The organism is Nocardioides panacihumi (assembly GCF_039530925.1).
GTDB classification, from domain to species: Bacteria; Actinomycetota; Actinomycetes; order Propionibacteriales; family Nocardioidaceae; genus Nocardioides; species Nocardioides panacihumi.
Genome location: NZ_BAAAPB010000001.1, coordinates 81,925 through 103,340, shown reverse-complemented (window position 1 = coordinate 103,340; position 21,416 = coordinate 81,925). Strand labels below are relative to the sequence as shown.

Genomic DNA, 21,416 nt, shown 5'->3' with positions numbered 1-21,416 from the left:
GAGGCTACTGTCCCTTGGCGGCGTACGCCGCCTCGGTCGCGGCCTTCGCGGGACGCCACCAGGCCTCGTTGGCCTGGTACCACTCGATCGTGTCGGCCAGGCCGGCCTCGAAGTCCTGGAACTGCGGGGTCCAGCCGAGCTCGGTGCGCAGCTTGCCGGACTCGATGGCGTAGCGGCGGTCGTGGCCGGCGCGGTCGGTCACCCACTCGATGTCGTCGTCGTCACGGCCGAAGTGCCGCAGGATCGCACGGACGACGTCGATGTTCGACCGCTCGCCGTCGGCGCCGATCAGGTAGGTCTCGCCGATCCGCCCGCGATCGAGGATCGTCAGCACGGCCGAGGAGTGGTCGGAGGTGTGGATCCAGTCGCGCACGTTGAGGCCGTCGCCGTACACGCGCGGCCGGCGGCCGTCGATGACCTCGGTGACCTGGCGGGGGATGAACTTCTCGATGTGCTGCCACGGGCCGTAGTTGTTCGAGCAGTTCGAGATCGTCGCGCGCACGCCGAACGAGCGCACCCACGCGCGCACCAGGTGGTCCGAGCCCGCCTTCGAGGCGGAGTACGGCGACGACGGGTTGTACGCCGTGTCCTCGGTGAACCGCTTGGGCTCGCCGAGACTCTCCTCGACCAGCGGGAGGTCGCCGTACACCTCGTCGGTGGAGACGTGGTGGAAGCGCTTGTCGTAGCGCCGCGCGGCCTCGAGCAGCGTGAACGTGCCGACGATGTTGGTCCGGATGAACGGCCCCGGGTCGGAGAGCGAGTTGTCGTTGTGCGACTCCGCGGCGTAGTGCACGACCGCGTCCGCCTCCTCCACGAGCGGGTCGACGACGCTCGCGTCGGCGATGTCGCCGACGACCAGCCTGACCCGGTCCTCGGGCAGCCCCGCCAAGGACTCCTCGGTCGACGCATAGGTGAGCTTGTCGAGGACGGTCACCTGGGCGTCGGTGTTCCCCACCACGTGGTGGACGAAGTTCGAGCCGATGAAGCCGGCGCCGCCGGTCACGAGAATGCGATTCACGGGCCGAGTCTAGGTAGATTCACGCGAGTGAAGGGAATCATCCTCGCCGGTGGGACCGGCTCGCGCCTGCACCCGATCACCCTCGCAGTCAGCAAGCAGTTGATGCCGGTCTACGACAAGCCGATGATCTACTACCCGCTGTCGACCCTCATGCTGGCCGGGATCCGGGACGTCCTGGTCATCACGACGCCGCACGACGCCGAGGCCTTCGAGCGCCTGCTCGGCGACGGCTCGCAGCTCGGCGTGAACATCACCTACGCCCAGCAGCCCTCTCCCGACGGGCTCGCGCAGGCCTTCACGATCGGCGCCGACGCCGGGTTCCTCGACGGCAACGACCGCGTCGGCCTCGTGCTCGGCGACAACATCTTCTACGGTGCCGGCCTCGGCAACCGGCTGCGCCGCTTCGAGGACCTCGAGGGGGCCGCGGTCTTCGGCTACCGGGTGAGCGACCCGACGGCGTACGGCGTCGTCGAGTTCGACGACCAGTTCCGGGCCGTCTCGCTGGAGGAGAAGCCGGCGCAGCCCAAGAGCGCGTACGCCGTCCCCGGCCTGTACTTCTACGACGGCTCCGTCATCGGCCACGCCCGCGACCTGAAGCCGAGCGCACGCGGCGAGCTGGAGATCACCGACCTCAACCGGATCTACCTGGAGGCCGGCACGCTCCAGGTCGAGGTGCTCCCGCGCGGGTCCGCCTGGCTCGACACCGGGACGGTGCAGGACCTCAACGAGGCGGCCAACTACATCCGTGCCATCGAGCACCGCCAGGGCACCAAGATCGGCGCGCCCGAGGAGGTCGCCTGGCGGATGGGCTGGCTGAGCGACGAGGAGCTCGAGAAGCTCGCCCAGCCGCTGATGAAGTCCGGGTACGGCGCCTACCTCCTCGGCCTCCTCGACGAGGCCTGAGGCGCCGTCGCCGAGATCCGGGTTGTGGTCCTTCGAGATCCGGATTCTGGCGCACGCCAGAATCCGGATCTCGAAGGACCACAACCCGGATCTCGGCTTTCGTCAGTAGGCGCCGCGGCTGCTGAGCACGGCGCCGACGGTCTTCGACAGGATGCTGAGGTCCTGCATCATCGACCAGTTGTCGACGTAGTAGAGGTCCAGCCGGACTGCCTCCTCCCAGCTGAGGTCGGAGCGGCCCGAGACCTGCCAGAGCCCGGTGAGGCCGGGACGGACGTTGAGGCGTCGGGCGGTGTCGCCGTCGTACTGCGCGACCTCGGACGGGAGAGGCGGGCGTGGCCCCACGAGGCTCATGTCGCCGCGCAGCACGTTGATGAGCTGGGGCAGCTCGTCGAGTGAGAGGCGACGCATCCACCGGCCCGCGGCCGTGATCCGCGGGTCGTCCTTCATCTTGAAGAAGCCGTTGACGTGACCGGTCTCGGCGTGGAGCGCGGCGAGCCTCGCCTCGGCGTCGACGACCATCGTGCGGAACTTCAGGCAGGGGAACTCCTCGCCGTGACGACCGGTCCGCGTCTGACGGAACAGCACGGGGCCGCCGTCGCCGAGCTTGACGGCGAGCGCGAGGAACGCGAAGAGCGGCGCGATGACCAGCAGGAGGGCCGAGGTGGCGGCGATGTCGAAGGTGCGCTTGGCCCACCGCGACGCGAACGCCCAGCGGGGCGCCTGGAGGTGGATCAGCGGCAGTCCGCCGACCGGGCGGGTGCGGACGCGCTCGCTGGAGAAGTCGGTCATCGCCGGCGCCATGACGAGGTGCACCGAGCGCTGCTCGAGCTGCCAGACGATGCGTCGCAGGTCGGTGGCGGTGCGCTGCGTGCCACCGGTGAAGAAGATGACGTCGATGCCGTCGAGGGCGGTCAGGTCGTCGGCGTCGTCGGCGTCTCCGAGGACGGGGATGCCGGAGGCCGTCTCCGTGCCGGTCCGCCCGCCGGGGACGAGTGCCCCCACCAGCTGGTAGCCGAGCCACTTCTCGCGGCGCAGCACGCCGGCGACATCGTCGACCTGGGCCGACCCGCCGGCGATCACCACGCGCTGGAAGAGAGCGCCGTGGACACGTGCCGAGTGCAGTGCGCGGCGCAGCAGGAGGCGCGCCGAGAGGACGAGGACCGCGCCGATCACGAACACCAGCACGAAGAACCCGCGGGAGAGCTGGAACTTCATGAGGTAGCACCCGATGCCGACGAGCGCCGCGGCGGAGGCGCTGGCCCGGAAGGTCCTCTGCAGCTCGTCGGTCCCGGCTCCGAAGATGTCGCTGCGGTAGCCGCCGAACACGGCGATCGCTGCGAGCCATCCCACGGCGAGGAACGGCGCGACCACGGTCGCGGCGCCCCTGACGTTCGCCGCGTCGTCGAAGATGCCGAGGTGGCTACGGCCGAGCACGGCCGCGACGCACGCCAGCGCGATCGCGGTGAGGTCGAGCGCGAAGGCGGTGAGTGGCAGGTACTGCAGGGCCCGACTGGGCCCGACCGTCGTCCGGTTTCCCCATACCGACAGGGTCGTCAATGCAGCGCCTCTCTGAACCTGATGCCTCACGTGGAGCGCTGTGCCGGCGGGGGTCCGGCCTGCGCGCGTCGGCCAATCTAGGGGTGGCCTGAGACGTTTCCAGGAAAAGCGCCGATAACCACCCGGGCGGCCCATCGGCATAGCCCGGTCGGTGTCCTCGACCCGGGTAGAAGGTCCCCTCTCGATCCCTCTCGGTGCTGGGGTTGTGTCAGCCGAGCCGCGTCAGCCGGGGTAGGCGGCGCCGGCAGCCTGGCGCGCCTGCCACGCGCTGTCGACCATGTCGCGCAGGTCGTGGCGCATCGCCCAGTCGAGGTCGCGCGCGGCCAGCTCGCCGGTGGCGACGATGCGGGCCGGGTCTCCCGGGCGGCGGGGGCCGACCTCGGGAGTGAAGTCGACACCGGTCACCTCGCGGACGGCGTCCATGATCTGCCGGACGCTGACGCCCTCCCCGCTGCCGAGGTTGTAGACAGGCTCGAGCGTCTCACCGGCCGCGAGCCGGCGCGCCGCGACGACGTGCGAGTGGGCCAGGTCGGTGACGTGCACGTAGTCACGCACGCAGGTGCCGTCCGGGGTGGCGTAGTCGGATCCGTTGATCCGCGGCGTCCGGCCCTTGGCGAGGGCGTCGAAGACCAGCGGGAAGAGGTTGTGCGGGCTCGCGTCGAACAGGTCGGTGCTGCCCGAGCCGACGACGTTGAAGTAGCGCAGGCTGGTGTGCCGCAGGCCGTGGGCGGTCGCGACGTCGCGCAGCAGCCACTCGCCGATCAGCTTGCTCTCGCCGTACGGGCTCTCCGGGCTGGTCGGCGTCTCCTCGGTGACGAGATCGACGTCGGGAGTGCCGAAGGCCGCCGCGCTGGAGGAGAACACGATGCTCTCCACGCCGGTCTCGACCATCGCCTCGAGCAGGGTCGCGGTGCCCTGGACGTTCTGCGCGTAGGTGTGCAGGGGACGCTGCACGCTGACCCCGGCGTACTTGAACCCGGCGAGGTGGATCACGCCCTCGACGCCGTGGTCCTTGATCGTCGCCTCGAGGGCGCCGCGGTCGAGGATGGTCGCGTTGACGAACGGCACGCCCTCGGGCACGAACCTCGCGAAGCCGCTGGACAGGTCGTCCACGACCACCGGGGCCAGGCCGTCGGCCGCCAACGCTCGTACGACGTGCGCGCCGATGTAGCCCGCTCCACCCGTCACCAACCAGCTCATCGAGGCTCCTGTCGCATTTGGGATCGCCCAGGATACGGGTCGTACGATCGTCCGATGCTCGCGCGCCTGCTCACCCTGGGTGTCGCCGGCCTGGCGCTCCTGGTGCCGGCGGCGACCGACGCGGTGACCACCGACGCTCCCGGCGGCGATCCCGTCGGTCGAGCAGCGAGCGGAAGCGGGCCTGTCGAGACCCGCCCGGCGTCGGCGCGCCCGCTCACCGGGCGCACCGTCGTGCTGGACCCCGGCCACCAGCTCGGCAACGCGCGCCACCTCCGGCAGATCGACCGGCTCGTCACGGCCGGCCCGCACCGCAAGCCCTGCAACACGACGGGCACCTCGACGAACGACGGCTACCCCGAGGCGACGCTCACCTGGCAGGTGGCCCAGCTCGTCAGGCGGTCGCTCGAACGCGCCGGCGCCCGGGTCGTCCTGACGCGGTCGTCCAACTCGCTCTCGGCCTGGGGACCGTGCGTCGACGCGCGTGGCCGGCTCGGCGGGCGCGTGCACGCCGACCTGACCGTGTCGATCCACGCCGACGGCTCCTACGCGCGCGGCGCCCGGGGCTTCCACGTGATCGCGCCGGCGTCGCTGCGCGGCTGGACCGACGACATCGCTGCCCCGTCGAGGAGGCTGGCGCTCGCGCTGCGCGCCTCCCTCGGCCGCGCCCGCTTCCCGCGCGCCAACTACATCGCCGGGGGCGACGGTCTCGACGTCCGCTCCGACCTCGGCACCCTGAACCTCTCCGACGTGCCGATCGCGATGGTCGAGCTCGGCAACATGAGGAACGCCGGCGAGGCGCGCAGGATGCGGTCGAAGGCGGGCCGGGCGAGGTACGCGCAGGCGCTCATGGACGGGATCACGTCCTACATGGCGGCTCGCTAGGGTCTGGCCATGCTCAAGCTCGGCCACCGGGAGCTCGTCGACGGGCTCCCGCTCGTGATGGCCATCGTCAACCGCACCCCCGACTCGTTCTACGACCGGGGCGCCACGTTCGCCGAGGACGCCGCGTTCGCGCGGGTCGAGCAGGTGGTGGACGAGGGCGCCGACATCGTGGACATCGGCGGCGTCCGAGCGGGCTACGGCCCCGTGGTCGACGCCGACGAGGAGATCCGGCGGGTCGGCTCGTTCGTCGGGCGGGTGCGGTCGGCGTACCCGTCGCTGATCATCTCGGTGGACACCTGGCGCTCGGAGGTCGCGCGGGTCGTCTGCGGCGAGGGCGCCGACGTCGTCAACGACGCGTGGGGCGGCCACGACCCGCGGCTGGTCGACGTGGTCGCCGAGCACGACGCGGCCATCGTCTGCACCCACACCGGGGGACTGCGGCCGCGGACGGACCCGCACCGCCAGGAGTACGACGACGTGGTCGGTGCGGCCATCGCAGCGACGACCGCGTACGCCGAGCGGGCGCTCGCCGCCGGCGTGGCGAAGGAGTCGATCGTCATCGACCCGGCCCACGACTTCGGCAAGAACACGTTCCACTCGCTCGAGGTCACCCGCCGGATCGGCGAGATGGTCGACACCGGATGGCCGGTGCTGGTGTCGCTGTCCAACAAGGACTTCGTCGGCGAGACGCTCGGCCGCCCGGCCGGGGAGCGGCTGCTCGGCACGCTCGCCGCGACCGCGGTCTGCGCGCTCGGCGGGGCGCTGATCTACCGCGTCCACCAGGTGCGCGAGACGCGCGACGTGGTCGACATGACCTGGTCGATCGCCGGTCGCAGGCCGCCGTTGCGCGCGATCCGGGGGCTCGCGTGACCCGCGTGGCGCTGGTGCCCGGGGTGCCGGCGCTGCTGCCCGCCTACTCCTCCCTCGAGGACCCGGTCGCGCCGCTCCGCGCGGCCTGCCTCGACGCCGTCGCCTGGCTCGGGCCCGCACCGCGGGTGATCGCCTCCGCGCAGGGGTCGCGGGTCGCCGCCGCGCTGCTCGACGAGGTTGCGAGCGAGGCCGAGCGGCGAGCGGTCGACGACGTCGCTCACCATCCCGGCGTGCTCGTCGTCGGCAACGGCTCGGCACGGCGTACGGACGTCTCGCCCGGACCGTTCGACCCGCGCGCGCTGCCCTTCGACGACGCGCTGTTCGCCGCCCTGGGTGGCCCCGACCCCGCAGCCCTTCGTTCGCTGGACGCCGCGCTGGCCGAGGAGCTCTGGGCCGACGTGGGCTGCTTCGGCGAGCTCGCCGACCTGCTCGGGGGCGCGAGCCTGGTGGGCGTCGACTACGACGACGCGCCGTACGGCGTGCAGTACTGGGTGATGAGGTGGCGGGCGTGAGGACGCTGGTCGGCGACGGTCCGATCGAGGAGCTCTACGCGTGGCCGGACCGGCCGTGGCTGCGGGTGAACATGGTCTCGACGGTCGACGGCGCCGCCCAGGGCCCCGACGGTCGCAGCGGCAGCATCAACAACGACGTCGACCAGGTGGTCTTCGACGCGCTCCGCGTCGACGCCGATGTCCTGCTGGTGGGCGCCGGCACCGTCCGCACGGAGGGCTACGGGCCGCTCGGCAAGCCGTTCGTGGTGGTCGGCTCGACGCTCCCACCTCAGCTGGAGGGTCACCCGGAGGTGCGGCTGCACCCCGGGGGCGACGCCGACGCGCTGCGGGTGCTGGTCGACGGGCTGCGCGCCGAGGGGCTGCTCCGGATCCTCTGCGAGGGCGGCCCGACGCTGCTCGGTGCGCTGCTGCGCGCCGGTGTGGTCGACGAGCTCTGCTGCACCATCACTCCGTCGATCGTCGGCGGGCCCGGCAGGCGGATCGTCGACGGGCCGCCGGTCGACGTGCCTCTGACGCTGGCGTCGCTGGTGGAGCAGGACGGGACGCTGCTCGCCCGGTGGCTGGTCTCGGGCCGGATGGATTGACCTCTCGCCGGGGCAGCTAGTGTCCGTGGGCGTGAGTGGCGACGTCAGCACCCCCGAGCTGAGGATCGAGCGGCGCCCCGGCGTCGTGGAGGTGACCTTCGACCGGCCGGAGCGGCACAACGCCTTCACACAGCAGATGTACGCCGCGATGCACGAGCTGTGCGACTCGCTGGCCGAGGACCCGTCGGTGAAGGTGCTCGTGCTGCGGGGCGCCGGCGGCCGGGCGTTCGCCGCCGGCAACGAGATCTCGGACTTCCTGTCGCAGGACGCTCCTGCCTACGAGGACTGGATCCGCGCGCTGCTCGCCAAGCTCTTCGCGCTGCCGCAGGTGACGATCGCGGCCGTCGACGGGGTCTGCGTGGGTGGCGGCCTGGCCGTCGCCACGCACTGCGACCTCCGCGTCGCCACCCCGCACTCGCGCTTCGGCTATCCGATCGCGCGCACGCTCGGCAACGCGCTCGCGGCGCCCATCGTCTACCGCTGCGCGGCGGTCTTCGGGGAGCCGCTGACACGCGAGATGCTGCTCGCCGCGCGCTTGGTGGACGCTCCGCGGGCCTACGCTGTCGGGGCTGTGACGGCAGTGGTGCCGTCGCTCGACGACGAGCTGGCGTCGCTGGTGCCCTCGATCCTGGCGCTCTCGTCGGTGACGCTGCGGGCGACCAAGTCGCAGCTGCTCGCACGCGCGACGGCGCTCGAGGTCGCCCCCGAGGGCGACGACTCGCTGCTGCGCGAGGTCTACACCGGGCCCGACTTCGCGGAGGGGGTCAGGGCGTTCCTGGCGAAGGAGAAGCCGGCCTTCGGGTGACGCCGTGACGTCCGGAGCGACCTCCGGGTCACCCGTCCCTTCACAGGTCGGCGGCCTCGACGAGGCTCGGGCCGTACCAGGTGATCAGCCGGCCGCTGACGAGCTCCGTGGGGAGCGTGAAGGCCTCCGGGCCGTCGGTCGCGGTGAAGACGTACGGCTCGTCCGGGAGCAGGACGACGTCGGGGCGCGCCGCCTCGATCTCGTCGACCGTGACGTGCGGGTAGCGCCCCGACGACCCGGCGAAGACGTTCTCCCAGCCGAGCCGCCGGAGCAGGTCGCCGGTGAACGTGTCACTCCCGACGACCATCCAGGGGTCGCGCCAGATGGGCACGGCGACCCGGCGGGTGACCGGCCGGACGGGACCGCACCACAGGTCGCGAGCGCGGGCCAGCCAGGTCGGACGGGCCCAGCCGAGGACGTCGTCGAAGAGGTGCTCGTAGGTCGTGATCGCGTCGGGGACGGTCCGGATGTCGGTGAGCTCGACGCGCACGCCGGACTCGCGGAGCCGGCGTACGTCGAGCTCGCGGTTCTCCTCCTTGTTGGCGATCACGACGTCGGGCCGCAAGGACCGGACGGCCTCGAGGTCGGGGTTCTTCGTGCCCCGCACGCGGGTGACCTCGAGGTCGGCCGGGTGCGTGCACCAGTCGGTCGCCCCGACCACCGAGGCGCGGTCGACGGACGCCAGCGCCTCGGTGATCGAGGGGACGAGGCTGACGACGCGGGTGACGCTCACACGTTGCGCCGGTAGGCGCCGCCGACCTCGAAGAACGCCTCGGTGATCTGGCCGAGCGTGCAGACCCGGGCGGCGTCCATGAGCACGGCGAAGACGTTCTCCTGCGAGGTCGCGACGGCCTTGAGCCGGGCGAGCGCGTCGGCCGCCTCGGTGCGGTGCGCGGCCTGGAACTCCCGCACCCGCTCCAGCTGCGACTCCTTCTCCGACTCGGTGGCGCGCGCCAGCTCGACGTGGTCGGGGGTGCCGTCGCCGGACTCCGGGCGGCGGAAGGTGTTGACCCCGATGATCGGCAGCGAGCCGTCGTGCTTGCGGTGCTCGTAGAGCATCGACTCGTCCTGGATCCGGCCACGCTGGTAGCCGGTCTCCATCGCGCCCAGCACGCCGCCGCGCTCGGAGATCCGGTCGAACTCGGTGAGGACGGCCTCCTCCACCAGGTCGGTCAGCTCGTCGACGATGAAGGAGCCCTGGAGCGGGTTCTCGTTCATCGCCAGGCCCCACTCGCGGTTGATGATCATCTGGATCGCGAGGGCCCGGCGTACCGACTCGGCCGACGGCGTGGTGACGGCCTCGTCGAAGGCGTTGGTGTGCAGCGACTGGGCGTTGTCGTAGATCGCGCAGAGGGCCTGCAGCGTGGTGCGGATGTCGTTGAAGTCCATCTCCTGCGCGTGCAGGGACCGGCCGGAGGTCTGGACGTGGTACTTGAGCTTCTGCGCGCGCTCGCCGGCGCCGTACTTGTCGCGCATCGCGACCGCCCAGATGCGCCGGGCGACGCGGCCGATGACGGTGTACTCCGGGTCCATGCCGTTGGAGAAGAAGAACGACAGGTTCGGCGCGAAGTCGTCGATGTGCATCCCGCGGGCGAGGTAGGCCTCGACGTAGGTGAAGCCGTTGGCGAGCGTGAACGCGAGCTGGCTGATGGGGTTAGCGCCGGCCTCCGCGATGTGGTAGCCGGAGATCGACACCGAGTAGAAGTTGCGCACCTGCTGGGCGATGAACCACTCCTGGATGTCGGCCATGCAGCGCAGCGAGAACTCGGTGGAGAACAGGCAGGTGTTCTGGCCCTGGTCCTCCTTGAGGATGTCGGCCTGCACGGTGCCGCGCACGGTCCTCAGCGCCTCGGCCGGGTCGACGCCGCGCTCGCGGGCCTGGTCGATGACCGTGTTGAGGAAGAACGCCAGCACGGTGGGGGCGGGCCCGTTGATCGTCATCGAGACCGACGTGGTCGGGGCGAGCAGGTCGAAGCCGTCGTAGAGCGTCTTCATGTCGTCGAGCGTCGCCACGCTGACGCCCGAGGTGCCGACCTTGCCGTAGATGTCGGGCCGCTCGTCGGGGTCGCGGCCGTAGAGCGTCACCGAGTCGAACGCGGTCGAGAGCCGGGTCGCCCGCTGCCCCTCGGACAGGAGCTTGAAGCGGCGGTTGGTGCGGAACGGGTCGCCCTCGCCGGCGAACATCCGCGCCGGGTCCTCGTTGGTCCGCTTGAACGGGAAGACGCCGGCGGTGAACGGGAACAGGCCCGGCAGGTTCTCGCGCCGCATGAACGACACCAGCTCGCCGTGGTCGGTGAAGCGGGGGGTCGCCACGCGGGGCACGCGGTTGCCGCTGAGGGAGAGCCGTCCCTCGTCGGAGGAGTACGCCGCGACCGTCTCCGGCCACGTCTCGAGCTGCTTGCGCAGCGACTCGGGCACGTCCGCCGCCGCCTTCGCCGCGGCGTCCGCGACCTCGACGACCTCGCCGGCGACCAGCTCGAAGGCCTGGGCCCGGCGGGCCTTCCCGACGAGCTCCGCGGTCTCGGCGTGGTAGCCGCGGACCGTGTCGGTGATCTCGGCCAGGTAGCGGGTCCGCTCCGGCGGGACCACGGCGTGCAGCCCCGTCGACGTCTTCGTGGTGACGGGTGCCAGGGTCCCCTCACCGACCGGCAGCCCGCGCTCGGCGAGCAGGCCGCGCACGTGCTGGTAGAGCGCGGTCACGCCGTCGTCGTCGAAGTGCGCGGCACTGGTGCCGAAGACCGGCATCTCCTCGGGCGGCGTGCCGAACGCCTCGCGGTTGCGGACCAGCTGGCGCGAGACGTCGCGCAGCGCGTCCTCGGCGCCGCGTCGCTCGAACTTGTTGATCGCGACGACGTCCGCGTAGTCGAGCATGTCGATCTTCTCGAGCTGCGAGGCCGCGCCGAACTCCGGCGTCATCACGTAGAGGCTCGCGTCGACGAACGGCAGGATGCCCGCGTCACCCTGGCCGATGCCCGGGGTCTCCACGATCACGAGGTCGAAGCCGGCCGCCTTGACGACGTCGATCACGTCGGACAGGTGCTCGGGCACCTCGTGGGCGCCGCGGGTCGCCATGCTGCGGAAGAAGACCTGGTCGCTCAGGTCGTGGCTCAGCGAGTTCATCCGGATCCGGTCGCCCAGCAGGGCGCCACCGCCCTTGCGACGGGTCGGGTCCACCGCGATCACCGCGATGCGCAGCTTGTCCTGCTGGTCGACGCGGAAGCGTCGTACGAGCTCGTCGGTGAGGGAGGACTTGCCCGAGCCGCCGGTGCCGGTGATGCCGAGGACGGGCGGGTTGTGACGTCCCGCGAGCCCGGCGCGTACGTCGGCCGGCAGCCGTCCCTGCTCGGCGCCGGTGATCGCCCGCGCGACCGCCACCCGGTCGCCGGTCAGCAGCTCCTCGAGCCCGACCGCACGCTGCGCCCACAGGTCGGCGTCAATGTCGCGGACGACCGAGTTGATCATCCCGACGAGGCCCATCCGCTGGCCGTCCTCGGGGGAGAAGATGGTCACGCCGCTGGCGCGGAGCCGGGTGATCTCGTCGTGGACGATGACACCGCCTCCGCCGCCGACGACCTTGACGTGGCCGGCGCCGCGCTCGCGCAGCGAGCTGACCAGGTACTCGAAGTACTCGACGTGGCCGCCCTGGTAGCTGCTCACCGCGACCGCGTGGGCGTCCTCCTCGACGGCGGCGTCGACGACCTCCTGCACGGAGCGGTTGTGACCGAGGTGGACGACCTCGCAGCCCTGGGACTGGAAGATCCGCCGCATGATGTTGATGGATGCGTCGTGGCCGTCGAACAGGCTCGACGCGGTCACGAGGCGGACGTGGTGGCGGGGGGTGTACAGCTCGGGCACGACGACTCCGGGGAAAAGGTTGGATGTCCTAGCAATTCAATAGTAGGACGCCCAGGTAGTTCTCGCCATGTCGGCGGCTCGGTCGACGCTGGATCAGTCGACGACGCGGTCGCCGTGACCGGCACGCAGCCGGCCGAGCAGCGCGGTCAGGTCGGTGACGTCGCCATTGCCGAGGCCAGGGTCGGCGAAGACCCCCTGGTTGAGCTGGCGGGTCGCCTCCTCGACGACCGAGCGGCCGGCGTCGGTGATCGCGCAGAGGACGACCCGCTTGTCGGCGGCGCCGCGCGAGCGTCGTACGAAGCCCTGCTTCTCCAGCCGGTCGACCGCCGACGTCACCGAGGTCGGGTGCACCTGGAGCAGCGACCCGAGCCGCGTCATCGGGAGCGCGCCGGTCCGGGTGAACGCCAGCAGCCGCAGGATCTCGTAGCGCGCGAAGGTGAGGTCGTGCGGCCGCAGCACCGCATCGATCCGCTCCATGAGCAGCTGGTGGACGCGCACGACGGAGGTGACCATGGCCATCCCGGGCGCGGCCTCGTCCCAGCCGTGGCCGACCCACTGCCGGCGGGCCTCACGGATCGGGTCGAGGCGGCTCGGGTCGGGGTCGGGCATGGGCCACACCCTAGGGCGCACGGGTCCGGAGCGAGGCGACGCGTCCATGACGCGGCGTCGGCGATCGGACGCGCACCGTCGAACGCGCCGTCGGACGCGTCGTCGAACGCGCCGACGAACGCGTCGTCGAACGCGCCGTCGGACGCGCCGTTGAACTCTGGGCCATGCTGTTTCGTGTCATGGAGGTGGTGATGGCGGACCCGGATGCGATCCAGCAGCTGCACCGCGCGCATGCTGCGGCGCTGTGGGGCTACGTGCTGCGCCTCACGGGCGATCGGGCGCAGGCGGAGGACGTGGTGCAGGAGACGCTGCTGCGCGCCTGGCGCAACGACGTGACCGACGACGAGCAGGGCTCGGCGCGCGCGTGGCTGTTCACCGTGGCCCGCAACCTCGTCGTCGACGAGGCCCGCAGCGCCCGGCACCGCCACGAGGCGGCGACCGACGAGGTCCCCGAGCGCCCCGAGGCGGACAGGATCGACCGCCTCTTCGACTCCCTCGTCGTCACCGACGCACTGCGCTCGATCGGCGAGGACCACCGCGCCGTCGTCGTCAAGGCCTACTTCGGCCGGCTCACGACCGCCGAGATCGCCGCCGAGCTCGGCATCCCGGCCGGCACGGTGAAGTCACGGCTGCACTACGGGTTGAGGGCCTTGCGGCTCGCGCTGCAGGAGAGAGGGGTGACGCGATGATCCTCGACCACGAGAGGTACGCCGACTGGGACGGCGCCTACGTCATCGGCGCCCTGACGCCCGCCGAGCGCGAGGAGTACGAGCGGCACCTCGCCGTCTGCCCCGACTGCGCCCGGGAGGTGGCCGAGCTGCTGCCACTGCCCGGCCTGCTCGGCCGCGTCGACGAGGCCGACCGCGCGGCGCTGCTCGCCGGGGCCGCCCCGGCCGAGCCGCCGGCCGATCTGGAGAAGCGGCTGCTGGACGCCGCACACGCCGAGGCGCCGGCAGCGACCGTGCTGCCGTGGTGGCGCCGGACGCGCACGCGCGTCGCCGTCGGCCTCGCGGCCGCAGCCGCCGTCGCGGCAGTGGTCGTCGTACCCCTGACGCAGCGGGACCAGCCCGCTCCGCCGCCGACCGCGAGCGTCACGCTGCGGCAGACGGTCCCCAGCCCGCTGTCCGCCGATGTCGCGCTGACGAGCACCGCCTGGGGCACGCGGATCGACATGACCTGTGAGTACGCCGAGTGGGCCGGCGGGTCCGAGGAGCGGCGGGCCTACGGGCTGTACGTCGTCGACAAGACCGGCCAGGACCACCTGGTCTCGACCTGGCTGGCCGGTCCGGGCGAGACGGCGCGCACGACCGGATCGATCGACCTCGGGGTCGACAAGCTCCGCTCGGTCGAGGTGCGCGCGGCGGACGGGAAGACCGTGCTGCTGTCGGCGAACGTCTGAGGCTCGGTCGTCCTGCCCCGCGGCTCCGGGGCGCGTCCGTCGCGGAGGTCCGACTGAGGGCCCCTACGCTGCGCGGGTGACCGATCTGTCAGCGATCCAGGCCGAGCTCGAGGCCGCCGAGGCAGCCGTCGCCGAGGCTGAGGCCGTCCAGCGCCGGCTCGACAGCGCGCTCACCCTCAAGGAGGCTGCGTCGAAGCTGCTTCTGGAGGCGCGGGTCAGCCTCGGCGACGAGCGCCAGGACGTCGCCGCGCTCGAGTCGTTCAGCCCCACCCGGATCTGGGCGGCGCTGCGCGGCACCCGCCTGGAGGACCTCGACCGGGAGCAGGCGGAGGTCCGCGCCGGGGAGTACGCCGTCGCGGAGCTCGAGACCCGGTTGCGGGCGATCGAGGTCGGCGAGGCGAGCCTGTCGGCGCGCGCGGCCGAGCTGGCCGGAGCCGCGGAGCGGCGCAGGCTCGCACTCGCCGCGAAGGAGGAGCTCCTGCTCGCGTCCGGTGGCGACGCGGCCGTGGAGCTCACCCGGATCGCGGCGGAGATGGGCGCCGCTGAGACCGAGCTGAAGGAGGTCTCCGAAGCGTTCGAGGCCGCGACAGACGCGGCGAGCGTGCTCGAGGACGCCGCCACGATGCTCGGCAAGGCGAGCGACTGGGCGGGCGTCGACACCTGGCTCGGCGGCGGGCTGCTCACCGACTCCATCAAGTACGACCGCATGGATCAGGCCACCACGCTGCTCCGCAGGGCGGACGCCGCCATCGGGCGGCTGGCCAAGGAGCTGGGTGACCTCGGGCGCGAAGGAGTGGCCGGGCCGCAGGTCACCAACCTCACCCAGGCTTTCGACGTGTGGTTCGACAACATCTTCAGCGACATGGCGGTCAGTCGTCGGATCCACGAGGCCGATGAGCGCGCCCGGCGCGCGTTCCACGAGGTCGCCGGCGTCAGGCGGGGGCTGTTCGCGCGCCGCGAGGAGCTCACGGCGGCGGTGGTGGCACTGCGCACCCGGCGCGAGGAGCTACTCCGCGGTTGACGCCAGGCCGGCGTGCTCCTCGCGCAGCTGCCGCTTGAGGATCTTGCCGGACGGGTTCTTCGGCAGCGCGTCGGCGATGACGACGTACTTCGGCGCCTTGAAGCCCGCGAGCACCGCGCGCGCGTGCGTCATCACCGCGTCCGCGGTCAGCGTGACTCCGGGCTTGGGGACCACGACCGCCGCGACGGCCTCGACCCAGTGCGGGTGGCTGACGCCGAAGACCGCCACCTCGGCCACCCCTTCGAGACGGAAGATCGCCTCCTCGACCTCGCGGGAGGCGACGTTCTCGCCGCCGGTCTTGATCATGTCCTTCTTGCGGTCCACGACGTAGAGGTGGCCGTCGTCCGTCAGGTAGCCGAGGTCCCCGGAGTGGAACCAGCCGTGCCGGAAGGCGTCGGCCGTCTTGTCCGGCTGGTCGTGGTAGCCGAGGGTCGCGTGCGGCGAGCGGTGCACGATCTCGCCGACGACGCCGGGCGCCACCGGCCGGTCCTCGTCGTCCACGATCATCGTCTCGACGTTGAGCGCCGCCCGGCCCGCCGACCCGGCGTGCGAGAGCTGCTCGTCCGGGCCGAGGATCGTGGCGAGCGGAGCCATCTCGGTCTGGCCGTAGAAGTTCCACAGGTCGACACCGGGCAGCCGCGTGCGCAGCTCCTCGAGCACCGCGACCGGCATCGGCGAGGCGCCGTAGTAGCCCTTCCGGAGCGTGGCGAGGTCGGCGTTGTCGAGGTCGGGGGAGCGCAGCAGCCCGATCCAGACCGTCGGCGGCGCGAAGAACTTGGTCACGCCGTGCTCACCGATCGCCCTCAGCACGGCCGTCGGCTCCGGGCCGCGCAGGATGACGCTCGTGGCGCCGAGGTAGACGTCGACGCCGAGGAAGCAGTCGAGCTGTGCGCAGTGGTAGAGCGGCAGCGTGTGCAGCTCGACGTCGTCGGCACTCATGTTGCCGTCGACGATGCAGGAGACGTACTGCCACATCAGCGAGCGGCTCGACAGCAGCGCGCCCTTCGCCCGTGACTCGGTGCCGGAGGTGAACATCATCCGGACCGGGTCGTCGTCGGCCACGGGGACGTACGGCGCCGGGCCGGAGTGGTCGAACCAGGTCTGCGCGTCCTGCCAGCCGGCGGGCACGGGCTCGCCGGCCAGGCCGACGGCCAGCCGCCTCGTCACCGTGCCGGCCGAGGCCGCCAGCGCCTTCTCCGCCACCGGGACCAGCGCGTCCTCGGCGACGAACGCCTTCGCGGAGGAGTGGTCGAGGATGAACGCGATCTCCTCGGCGCCGAGCATGAAGTTGATCGGCACCAGCACGACGCCGACCCGGGCGGCCGCGAAGTCGAGGACGGCGAACTGCCAGCAGTTGTGGCACAACAGCGCGAGCCGGTCGCCCTTCGCCAGACCGGCCTCCGCGATGGCCGCGGCGGTCCCGTCGACGACCGCCTCGAGCTCCGCGAACGTCAGCCGCTTCTCGCCGTCGATGATCGCCGTCTTGCCCGGCACCCGTTGCGCTGTCCGCCGGGGCAGGTCGCCGAGCGCGTGCTGGCGGGCGGTGTCGAGGTCGGCGGGGCTCATCGTCGCTCCTGGGTCGTGTGCGCTGGGTCACATGCATGCTAGGGCCCGGGGGTAACCGTCAGTTCGCCACGCCTCCTGAGCGTTGCAAGGGTCATCCAGCGTGTCGGACGGACGGTTACCCCTCGGACCGGGTGGACGTCTGCTCAGCGGGTCAGACCAGCGTCGCGGGCGACGACGACCGCTTGCGCCCGGTCGCGCAGGTCGAGCTTGGCGAAGATGTGGCGTACGTGCGTCTTCACCGTTGCCATGCTGATGACCAGCTCGGCCGCGATCTCGGTGTTGGAGCGTCCGGCGCCGATGCAGGCGAGCACCTCCCGTTCCCGCTCGCTGAGCTCGGCGAGCGCGGGTGGGAGCTGTGCCGGAAGAGGCGGGCTGGCGGCGAAGTGACCCATCATGCGGGTCAGCACGGCCGGTGCGACGACCGGCTCTCCAGCGGCTGCCCGCTCGACGGCCTCCACGAGGCCCTCCGACGTGACGTCCTTCAGCAGGAAGCCGACAGCGCCGGCGCGCAGCACCTCCGCGACGTTCTCGTCGGTGTCGAAGGTGGTCAGGGCCAGCACGCGGGTCACCGCGGCGACGCGGCGGGTGGCCTCGACCCCGCCCATGCCGGGCATGCGCAGGTCCATGAGCACCACGTCGGGGCGCAGGTCGGCGACGAGGTCGACCGCAGACTCCCCGTCGACAGCCTCGCCGACGACCTCGACTCCACCGAGCTCGAGCAGCAAGCGGAGACCCTGTCGCACGAGTGGCTGGTCGTCGGCGAGCAGCACCCGTGTCATCGGAGCACCCGAACCGGCTCGGCGGGCAGCGTGACCCGGACCGTGAACCTGCCGTCGGCGACGCCCGCCGCGAAGTCGCCACCGAGCAGCTCCGCCCGATGCCGCATGCCGGTCAGGCCACGGCCCGGAGCCGGGCGCGAGCGACCGGGTGCGGGATTGGAGGCGACCACCCTGACGCGGTCCTCGGCCCAGTCGACCTCCAGGTCGACCGGGGCGCCGGGCGCGTGTCGGCCCGCGTTGGTCAGGCACTCGCCCACGATGCGGGAGACTGCCAACCAGACCGCGGCCTGGCCCGTCCACGGCGCGCCCGAGACGACCAGCGAGCTGTCGATGCCGCTCTCGGCGGCCCGGCGGACCACCTCGTCGAGACCGTCGTACGACGGCTGGACCGTGTCCAGCGGGGCGAGGACGTCGAGCGTGCGGCGGATCGACGCGAGCGTGCGGTGCGCGGTCTCGCGGATCGTGTCCACCGGGCCCACGGCCAGCTCGGGGGCCGATCGCAGCGCCGTCGCCGCCGCCTCCGCCTGGATGGCGATCAGGGTGAGCTCGTGCCCGACCACGTCGTGGAGCTCCTGTGCGATCCGCGCCCGCTCCGCTCCGACCGCCGCCTCCTGCACACGCCGACGCTCCTCCTCCAGCTGTGCCGTCACCTCGGCCAGGGCGGCGTTGCGCGCCCGCTCCCACGCCACGACCCGGCCGGCCAGCAGCGGAGCAACGACGACCAGCACCGCCCCGATGGCCGCCACCGGAGCCTCCGGCCCGAGCAGGGTGCCGACGACCGCGCACGCGGACGCGAAGGCGGCCACCGCCACGACCGCGGCGGTCGGCCGGCCCCACGCGCCGAGTGCGTAGAAGATGAGGAGCGCGGTCACGAATCCGAGCAGCGGGAAACCGTCCAGGGGGATCACCCAGAACGCCGACGAGATGGCGGCGACCTCGACCGGCCGGGTCCGGCGCCACGCCAGGGGGAGCGTCGTGCCGACGACGTACACCGCCGCGACCAGCAGCGGGGCGAACGGGCTGACGACCGCCTGCACGAGCCCGGCGGCCATCAGCACACCCGCCAGCGCGGCCTCGCCGCGTGGCGCTCGCAGCCGGTCCCAGACGGTGCTCACGGGACCGAGGGTAGGGCCGCCAGGCCTCCGCGCGGATCAGCCCAGGGGCTGATCGAGGTGCAGCCCTCGGGTCGATGTGGCCTCGGACGGCCCGCTCCTAGCGTCGGCGGACATCCGAACCATCCCTGACGAGAGGAACACCCGATGTCCACCACCCTCAGCAACCAGCCGGCGCTCAGCTCCCCCCGGACCTATGACGCGAGCCGCCTGAGCACCCGCTTCGGCCTCGCCTTCGCGATCTGCCAGCTCGGCGTCATGGTCTGCATGTCGATCTTCGTGCTGCCCCACGGCGGCTCGCCGCACGACTCCGCGCTCGTGCGTGGCAACAGCGTGCACGACGCCGACACGTACTACCGGGTCGGCAACTACGTCTTCATGATCTCCGGGATCCTGCTGCTCGGCTTCCTCGGTGCCGTCGGCACGCGGTTGCGTCGCGTCGACCCTTCGGGTGCGCTCGCCGGGGTCGCGGTCGCCGCGGGGACGCTGGTCGCACTGGTCTGGCCGATGGCCGCGATGTTGCACGACGTCGCCCTCGACACGGCCGCGGCTGGCACGGACCCGCGGATCCTCGGCGCCTGGGACGCGGTGGCGCCGTACTCCCTGGCCTTCTCCGCGCTTCCACGGCTGTTCCTGGTCGGCGCCCTGGTGCTCGGCATGCGGGCGGTCGGGGCGACGCCCTGGCTGACGCGAGCCGGCGTCGGCATCCTCGTCCTGAGCGCCGTCGGCTCGGCCACCTTGCTGACCGGTGACATGTTCCCCGTGCTGGCGCTGAGCACCCTGGCCTTCGAGGTCTGGGTCGGGGCTGTGGCGTTCGCGTGGCTGCGCGATCGCACCGCCCCGAGCGCGTCCGAGGTCCGTCGCTAGGCTGGCCGAGGCGTGTGTCGACCCGAGGAGAGACGTTGAAGATCGGCTACAAGGCATCGGCTGAGCAGTTCGGCCCGCGTGACCTGGTGGAGTACTCCGTCCTGGCCGAGGAGGTCGGCCTGGACAGCGTCTGGGTCAGTGACCACTACCAGCCGTGGCGCCACGTCGGCGGCCACGCGCCGTACTCGCTGGCCTGGATGGCCGCGGTCGGCGAGCGCACCGAGCGGATCACGCTGGGCACCAGCGTGCTGACCCCGACGTACCGCAACAGCCCGGCGATGATGGCGCAGGCGTTCGGCACCCTCGGCTCGCTCTACCCGGGCCGGGTCGTGCTCGGTGTGGGCAGCGGCGAGGCGCTCAACGAGATGGCGGTGGCGGGCGAGTTCGAGTGGCCGGAGTTCAAGGAGCGCTTCGCGCGGCTGCGTGAGGCCGTCCGGCTGATGCGGCTGCTGTGGACCGAGGAGCGGGTCACGTTCGAGGGTGACTACTACCGGACGAAGGATGCGACGGTCTACGACCGGCCGGACGGGGGCGTGCCGATCTACGTCGCCGCGGGCGGTCCGCTCGTCGCGAAGTACGCCGGCCGCGGCGGCGACGGCTTCATCTGCACCTCGGGCAAGGGGATGGACCTCTACACCGAGAAGCTGCTCCCCGCGGTCGCCGAGGGCGAGGAGGCGGCCGGCAAGCCGGTCGGCTCCGGCGAGCGGATGATCGAGATCAAGCTGTCCTACGCCCACACCCGCGATGAGGCGCTGGAGAACACCCGGTTCTGGGCGCCGCTGTCCCTCACCCCCGAGCAGAAGCACGGCACCGAGGACCCCGCGGAGATGGCCAGGCTGGCCGACGCGCTGCCGATCGAGCAGGTCGCGCAGCGGTGGATCGTCGCGACCACGCCCGAGGAGGTCGTCGAGGACTGCCGGGCCTACGTCGACGCCGGCTTCGACCACCTCGTCTTCCACCCACCCGGCCACGACCAGGCGGGCTTCCTGCGCACCTTCGCCGCCGAGGTGCTCCCGGGCCTGCGGGGGCTCGGAGCGTGATCGACTACGAGCTGCGCGACGGCGCCGCGTGGATCACCCTGGCCGACGGCGACCGGGGCAACACCTTGACCCTGGACTCCGGCGCCGAGCTGATGGACGCGGTACGCCGTGCCCGGGCCGACTTCGCGCGCGTGATCGTGCTGCGGGCGACCGGGCGGTTCTTCTCGGCCGGCGGGGACATCGGCGGGTTCGCCTCGCTCACCGACGTCACGGCCGGCGTCGACGACCTCGCCGAGTCGCTGCACCGGATCATCAGCGAGCTCGTCCGCTCCGAGGCCGTGGTGGTCTCGGCCGTGCACGCGATGGCGGCCGGAGCGGGCTTCCCGCTGGCCGCGGCGGCCGACATCGTGCTCGCCGGGGAGTCGGCGAGGTTCACCCTCGGCTACACCCGGATCGGGTTCTCCGTCGACGGCGGCAGCTCGCAGCTCGTCCACACGCTCGGGCTGCACCGCGCGCTGCGGCTGGCGCTGCTCAACGACGTACTCACCGCGCCGGAGGCGCACGCAGCCGGCCTGGTCGCGCGCGTCGTGCCCGACGCGGACCTGGCCGCGACGACCGAGCAGGTCGTCGCCGGCCTGCTCGCCGGGCCGGCCGCGGCGCAGGCCGACGTCAAGCGCCTGCTGCGCGACGCGGTCGAGCCGTCTCCCGAGGCTGCGCTGCGGCGTGAGACCCTCGCGATCCGGCGCAACGCCGCCGGCCCGGACGGCCGCGAGGGCGTTGCGGCGTTCCTCGACAAGCGCCCGCCCCGGTTCACGCACTGACGCCGAGTCGGCGCATCCTCGCACTCCAGAAACGCCGAGTCGGCGCATCCTCGCACTCCAGAAACGCCGAGTCGGC

The 21,416-nt window shown here is 72.2% G+C and carries 21 protein-coding genes; 12 read left to right on the top strand and 9 right to left on the bottom strand.

The window, feature by feature from the left end:
- Positions 1-4 precede the first annotated feature (4 nt).
- Entirely contained in the window at positions 5-1,018 is a 1,014-nt protein-coding gene (rfbB, locus tag ABD205_RS00510; protein ID WP_344041290.1) for a dTDP-glucose 4,6-dehydratase, read from the bottom strand.
- Between the two features lie 27 nt (positions 1,019-1,045).
- Here rfbB and rfbA point away from each other — a divergent pair, with 27 nt between their 5' ends.
- The gene (gene rfbA, locus ABD205_RS00505) at positions 1,046-1,921 is read left to right on the top strand and encodes a glucose-1-phosphate thymidylyltransferase RfbA (RefSeq protein WP_344041288.1); all 876 of its coding nucleotides are present in this window, start codon (positions 1,046-1,048) and stop codon (positions 1,919-1,921) included.
- Between the two features lie 102 nt (positions 1,922-2,023).
- Here rfbA and ABD205_RS00500 read toward each other — a convergent pair whose 3' ends face one another.
- Entirely contained in the window at positions 2,024-3,478 is a 1,455-nt protein-coding gene (locus ABD205_RS00500) for a sugar transferase (RefSeq protein ID WP_344041286.1), read from the bottom strand.
- Between the two features lie 222 nt (positions 3,479-3,700).
- On the bottom strand, positions 3,701-4,678 hold the full coding sequence (galE, locus tag ABD205_RS00495; RefSeq protein WP_344041283.1) for a UDP-glucose 4-epimerase GalE: 978 nt from the start codon (positions 4,676-4,678) through the stop codon (positions 3,701-3,703).
- Between the two features lie 54 nt (positions 4,679-4,732).
- On the opposite strand from galE, the gene ABD205_RS00490 reads away from it, so the two are divergent.
- From ABD205_RS00490 to ABD205_RS00470, 5 genes are read left to right on the top strand one after another with little or no spacing between them, the layout of a single operon-like run.
- Positions 4,733-5,560, top strand: coding sequence for an N-acetylmuramoyl-L-alanine amidase (locus ABD205_RS00490; protein ID WP_344041281.1), 828 nt, complete (start codon positions 4,733-4,735; stop codon positions 5,558-5,560).
- A gap of 9 nt (positions 5,561-5,569) precedes the next feature.
- Positions 5,570-6,430 (top strand): dihydropteroate synthase, encoded by an 861-nt coding sequence (folP, locus tag ABD205_RS00485; protein WP_344041279.1) that lies wholly within the window; start codon positions 5,570-5,572, stop codon positions 6,428-6,430.
- Entirely contained in the window at positions 6,427-6,942 is a 516-nt protein-coding gene (locus ABD205_RS00480; protein WP_344041277.1) for a class III extradiol ring-cleavage dioxygenase family protein, read from the top strand. Before folP ends, ABD205_RS00480 begins: the two co-directional genes overlap by 4 nt.
- Positions 6,939-7,526, top strand: coding sequence for a dihydrofolate reductase family protein (locus tag ABD205_RS00475; RefSeq protein ID WP_344041275.1), 588 nt, complete (start codon positions 6,939-6,941; stop codon positions 7,524-7,526). Before ABD205_RS00480 ends, ABD205_RS00475 begins: the two co-directional genes overlap by 4 nt.
- A 31-nt stretch (positions 7,527-7,557) precedes the next feature.
- On the top strand, positions 7,558-8,331 hold the full coding sequence (locus ABD205_RS00470; protein ID WP_344041273.1) for an enoyl-CoA hydratase-related protein: 774 nt from the start codon (positions 7,558-7,560) through the stop codon (positions 8,329-8,331).
- A 40-nt stretch (positions 8,332-8,371) separates the two neighbouring features.
- Here ABD205_RS00470 and ABD205_RS00465 read toward each other — a convergent pair whose 3' ends face one another.
- The 3 genes from ABD205_RS00465 to ABD205_RS00455 all read right to left on the bottom strand — a co-directional run bounded on the left by ABD205_RS00465 (position 8,372) and on the right by ABD205_RS00455 (position 12,795).
- Positions 8,372-9,064: a helical backbone metal receptor gene (locus ABD205_RS00465; protein ID WP_344041271.1), complete on the bottom strand. Its 693-nt coding sequence runs from the start codon at positions 9,062-9,064 to the stop codon at positions 8,372-8,374.
- Entirely contained in the window at positions 9,061-12,186 is a 3,126-nt protein-coding gene (gene icmF, locus ABD205_RS00460) for a fused isobutyryl-CoA mutase/GTPase IcmF (RefSeq protein ID WP_344041269.1), read from the bottom strand. Before icmF ends, ABD205_RS00465 begins: the two co-directional genes overlap by 4 nt.
- Before the next feature lie 93 nt (positions 12,187-12,279).
- Complete coding sequence (locus ABD205_RS00455) at positions 12,280-12,795, bottom strand: MarR family winged helix-turn-helix transcriptional regulator (protein WP_344041267.1); 516 nt, start codon at positions 12,793-12,795, stop codon at positions 12,280-12,282.
- Positions 12,796-12,959: 164 nt separating this feature from the next.
- On the opposite strand from ABD205_RS00455, the gene ABD205_RS00450 reads away from it, so the two are divergent.
- The 3 genes from ABD205_RS00450 (at position 12,960) to ABD205_RS00440 (ending at position 15,215) form a co-directional block, all read left to right on the top strand.
- Positions 12,960-13,484, top strand: a complete 525-nt coding sequence (locus ABD205_RS00450; protein WP_344041265.1) for a sigma-70 family RNA polymerase sigma factor — start codon at positions 12,960-12,962, stop codon at positions 13,482-13,484.
- Positions 13,481-14,194: a zf-HC2 domain-containing protein gene (locus ABD205_RS00445; protein ID WP_344041263.1), complete on the top strand. Its 714-nt coding sequence runs from the start codon at positions 13,481-13,483 to the stop codon at positions 14,192-14,194. The genes ABD205_RS00450 and ABD205_RS00445 overlap by 4 nt, the downstream gene beginning before the upstream one ends.
- Before the next feature lie 76 nt (positions 14,195-14,270).
- Positions 14,271-15,215, top strand: a complete 945-nt coding sequence (locus ABD205_RS00440; RefSeq protein ID WP_344041261.1) for a hypothetical protein — start codon at positions 14,271-14,273, stop codon at positions 15,213-15,215.
- On the opposite strand, the gene ABD205_RS00435 is transcribed toward ABD205_RS00440, so the two are convergent.
- From ABD205_RS00435 to ABD205_RS00425, 3 genes are all read right to left on the bottom strand, one after another.
- The gene (locus tag ABD205_RS00435) at positions 15,201-16,781 is read right to left on the bottom strand and encodes a fatty acyl-CoA synthetase (RefSeq protein WP_344041259.1); all 1,581 of its coding nucleotides are present in this window, start codon (positions 16,779-16,781) and stop codon (positions 15,201-15,203) included. The genes ABD205_RS00440 and ABD205_RS00435 overlap by 15 nt on opposite strands.
- Positions 16,782-16,924: 143 nt before the next feature.
- The gene (locus ABD205_RS00430; protein WP_344041257.1) at positions 16,925-17,560 is read right to left on the bottom strand and encodes a response regulator; all 636 of its coding nucleotides are present in this window, start codon (positions 17,558-17,560) and stop codon (positions 16,925-16,927) included.
- A complete protein-coding gene (locus ABD205_RS00425) occupies positions 17,557-18,675 on the bottom strand; it encodes a sensor histidine kinase (RefSeq protein ID WP_344041255.1) in 1,119 nt (372 codons plus the stop codon). Before ABD205_RS00425 ends, ABD205_RS00430 begins: the two co-directional genes overlap by 4 nt.
- A gap of 144 nt (positions 18,676-18,819) precedes the next feature.
- On the opposite strand from ABD205_RS00425, the gene ABD205_RS00420 reads away from it, so the two are divergent.
- From ABD205_RS00420 to ABD205_RS00410, 3 genes are read left to right on the top strand one after another with little or no spacing between them, the layout of a single operon-like run.
- Positions 18,820-19,539 (top strand): hypothetical protein, encoded by a 720-nt coding sequence (locus ABD205_RS00420; protein ID WP_344041253.1) that lies wholly within the window; start codon positions 18,820-18,822, stop codon positions 19,537-19,539.
- Positions 19,540-19,553: 14 nt separating this feature from the next.
- Positions 19,554-20,579 (top strand): glucose-6-phosphate dehydrogenase (coenzyme-F420), encoded by a 1,026-nt coding sequence (gene fgd / locus ABD205_RS00415; RefSeq protein ID WP_344041251.1) that lies wholly within the window; start codon positions 19,554-19,556, stop codon positions 20,577-20,579.
- Positions 20,576-21,340, top strand: a complete 765-nt coding sequence (locus tag ABD205_RS00410; RefSeq protein ID WP_344041249.1) for an enoyl-CoA hydratase/isomerase family protein — start codon at positions 20,576-20,578, stop codon at positions 21,338-21,340. Before fgd ends, ABD205_RS00410 begins: the two co-directional genes overlap by 4 nt.
- The last annotated feature ends 76 nt before the right edge of the window (positions 21,341-21,416 follow it).

Excerpts from the sequence above, each read along its gene's own strand:
- ABD205_RS00455 (WP_344041267.1), bottom strand. The coding sequence starts at position 12,795 with ATGCCCGACCCCGACCCGAGCCGCCTCGACCCGATCCGTGAGGCCCGC.
- folP (WP_344041279.1), top strand. The coding sequence starts at position 5,570 with ATGCTCAAGCTCGGCCACCGGGAGCTCGTCGACGGGCTCCCGCTCGTG.
- ABD205_RS00435 (WP_344041259.1), bottom strand. The coding sequence starts at position 16,781 with ATGAGCCCCGCCGACCTCGACACCGCCCGCCAGCACGCGCTCGGCGAC.
- ABD205_RS00420 (WP_344041253.1), top strand. The coding sequence starts at position 18,820 with ATGTCCACCACCCTCAGCAACCAGCCGGCGCTCAGCTCCCCCCGGACC.
- ABD205_RS00430 (WP_344041257.1), bottom strand. The coding sequence starts at position 17,560 with ATGACACGGGTGCTGCTCGCCGACGACCAGCCACTCGTGCGACAGGGT.
- ABD205_RS00445 (WP_344041263.1), top strand. The coding sequence starts at position 13,481 with ATGATCCTCGACCACGAGAGGTACGCCGACTGGGACGGCGCCTACGTC.
- ABD205_RS00490 (WP_344041281.1), top strand. The coding sequence starts at position 4,733 with ATGCTCGCGCGCCTGCTCACCCTGGGTGTCGCCGGCCTGGCGCTCCTG.
- galE (WP_344041283.1), bottom strand. The coding sequence starts at position 4,678 with ATGAGCTGGTTGGTGACGGGTGGAGCGGGCTACATCGGCGCGCACGTC.
- ABD205_RS00450 (WP_344041265.1), top strand. The coding sequence starts at position 12,960 with ATGCTGTTTCGTGTCATGGAGGTGGTGATGGCGGACCCGGATGCGATC.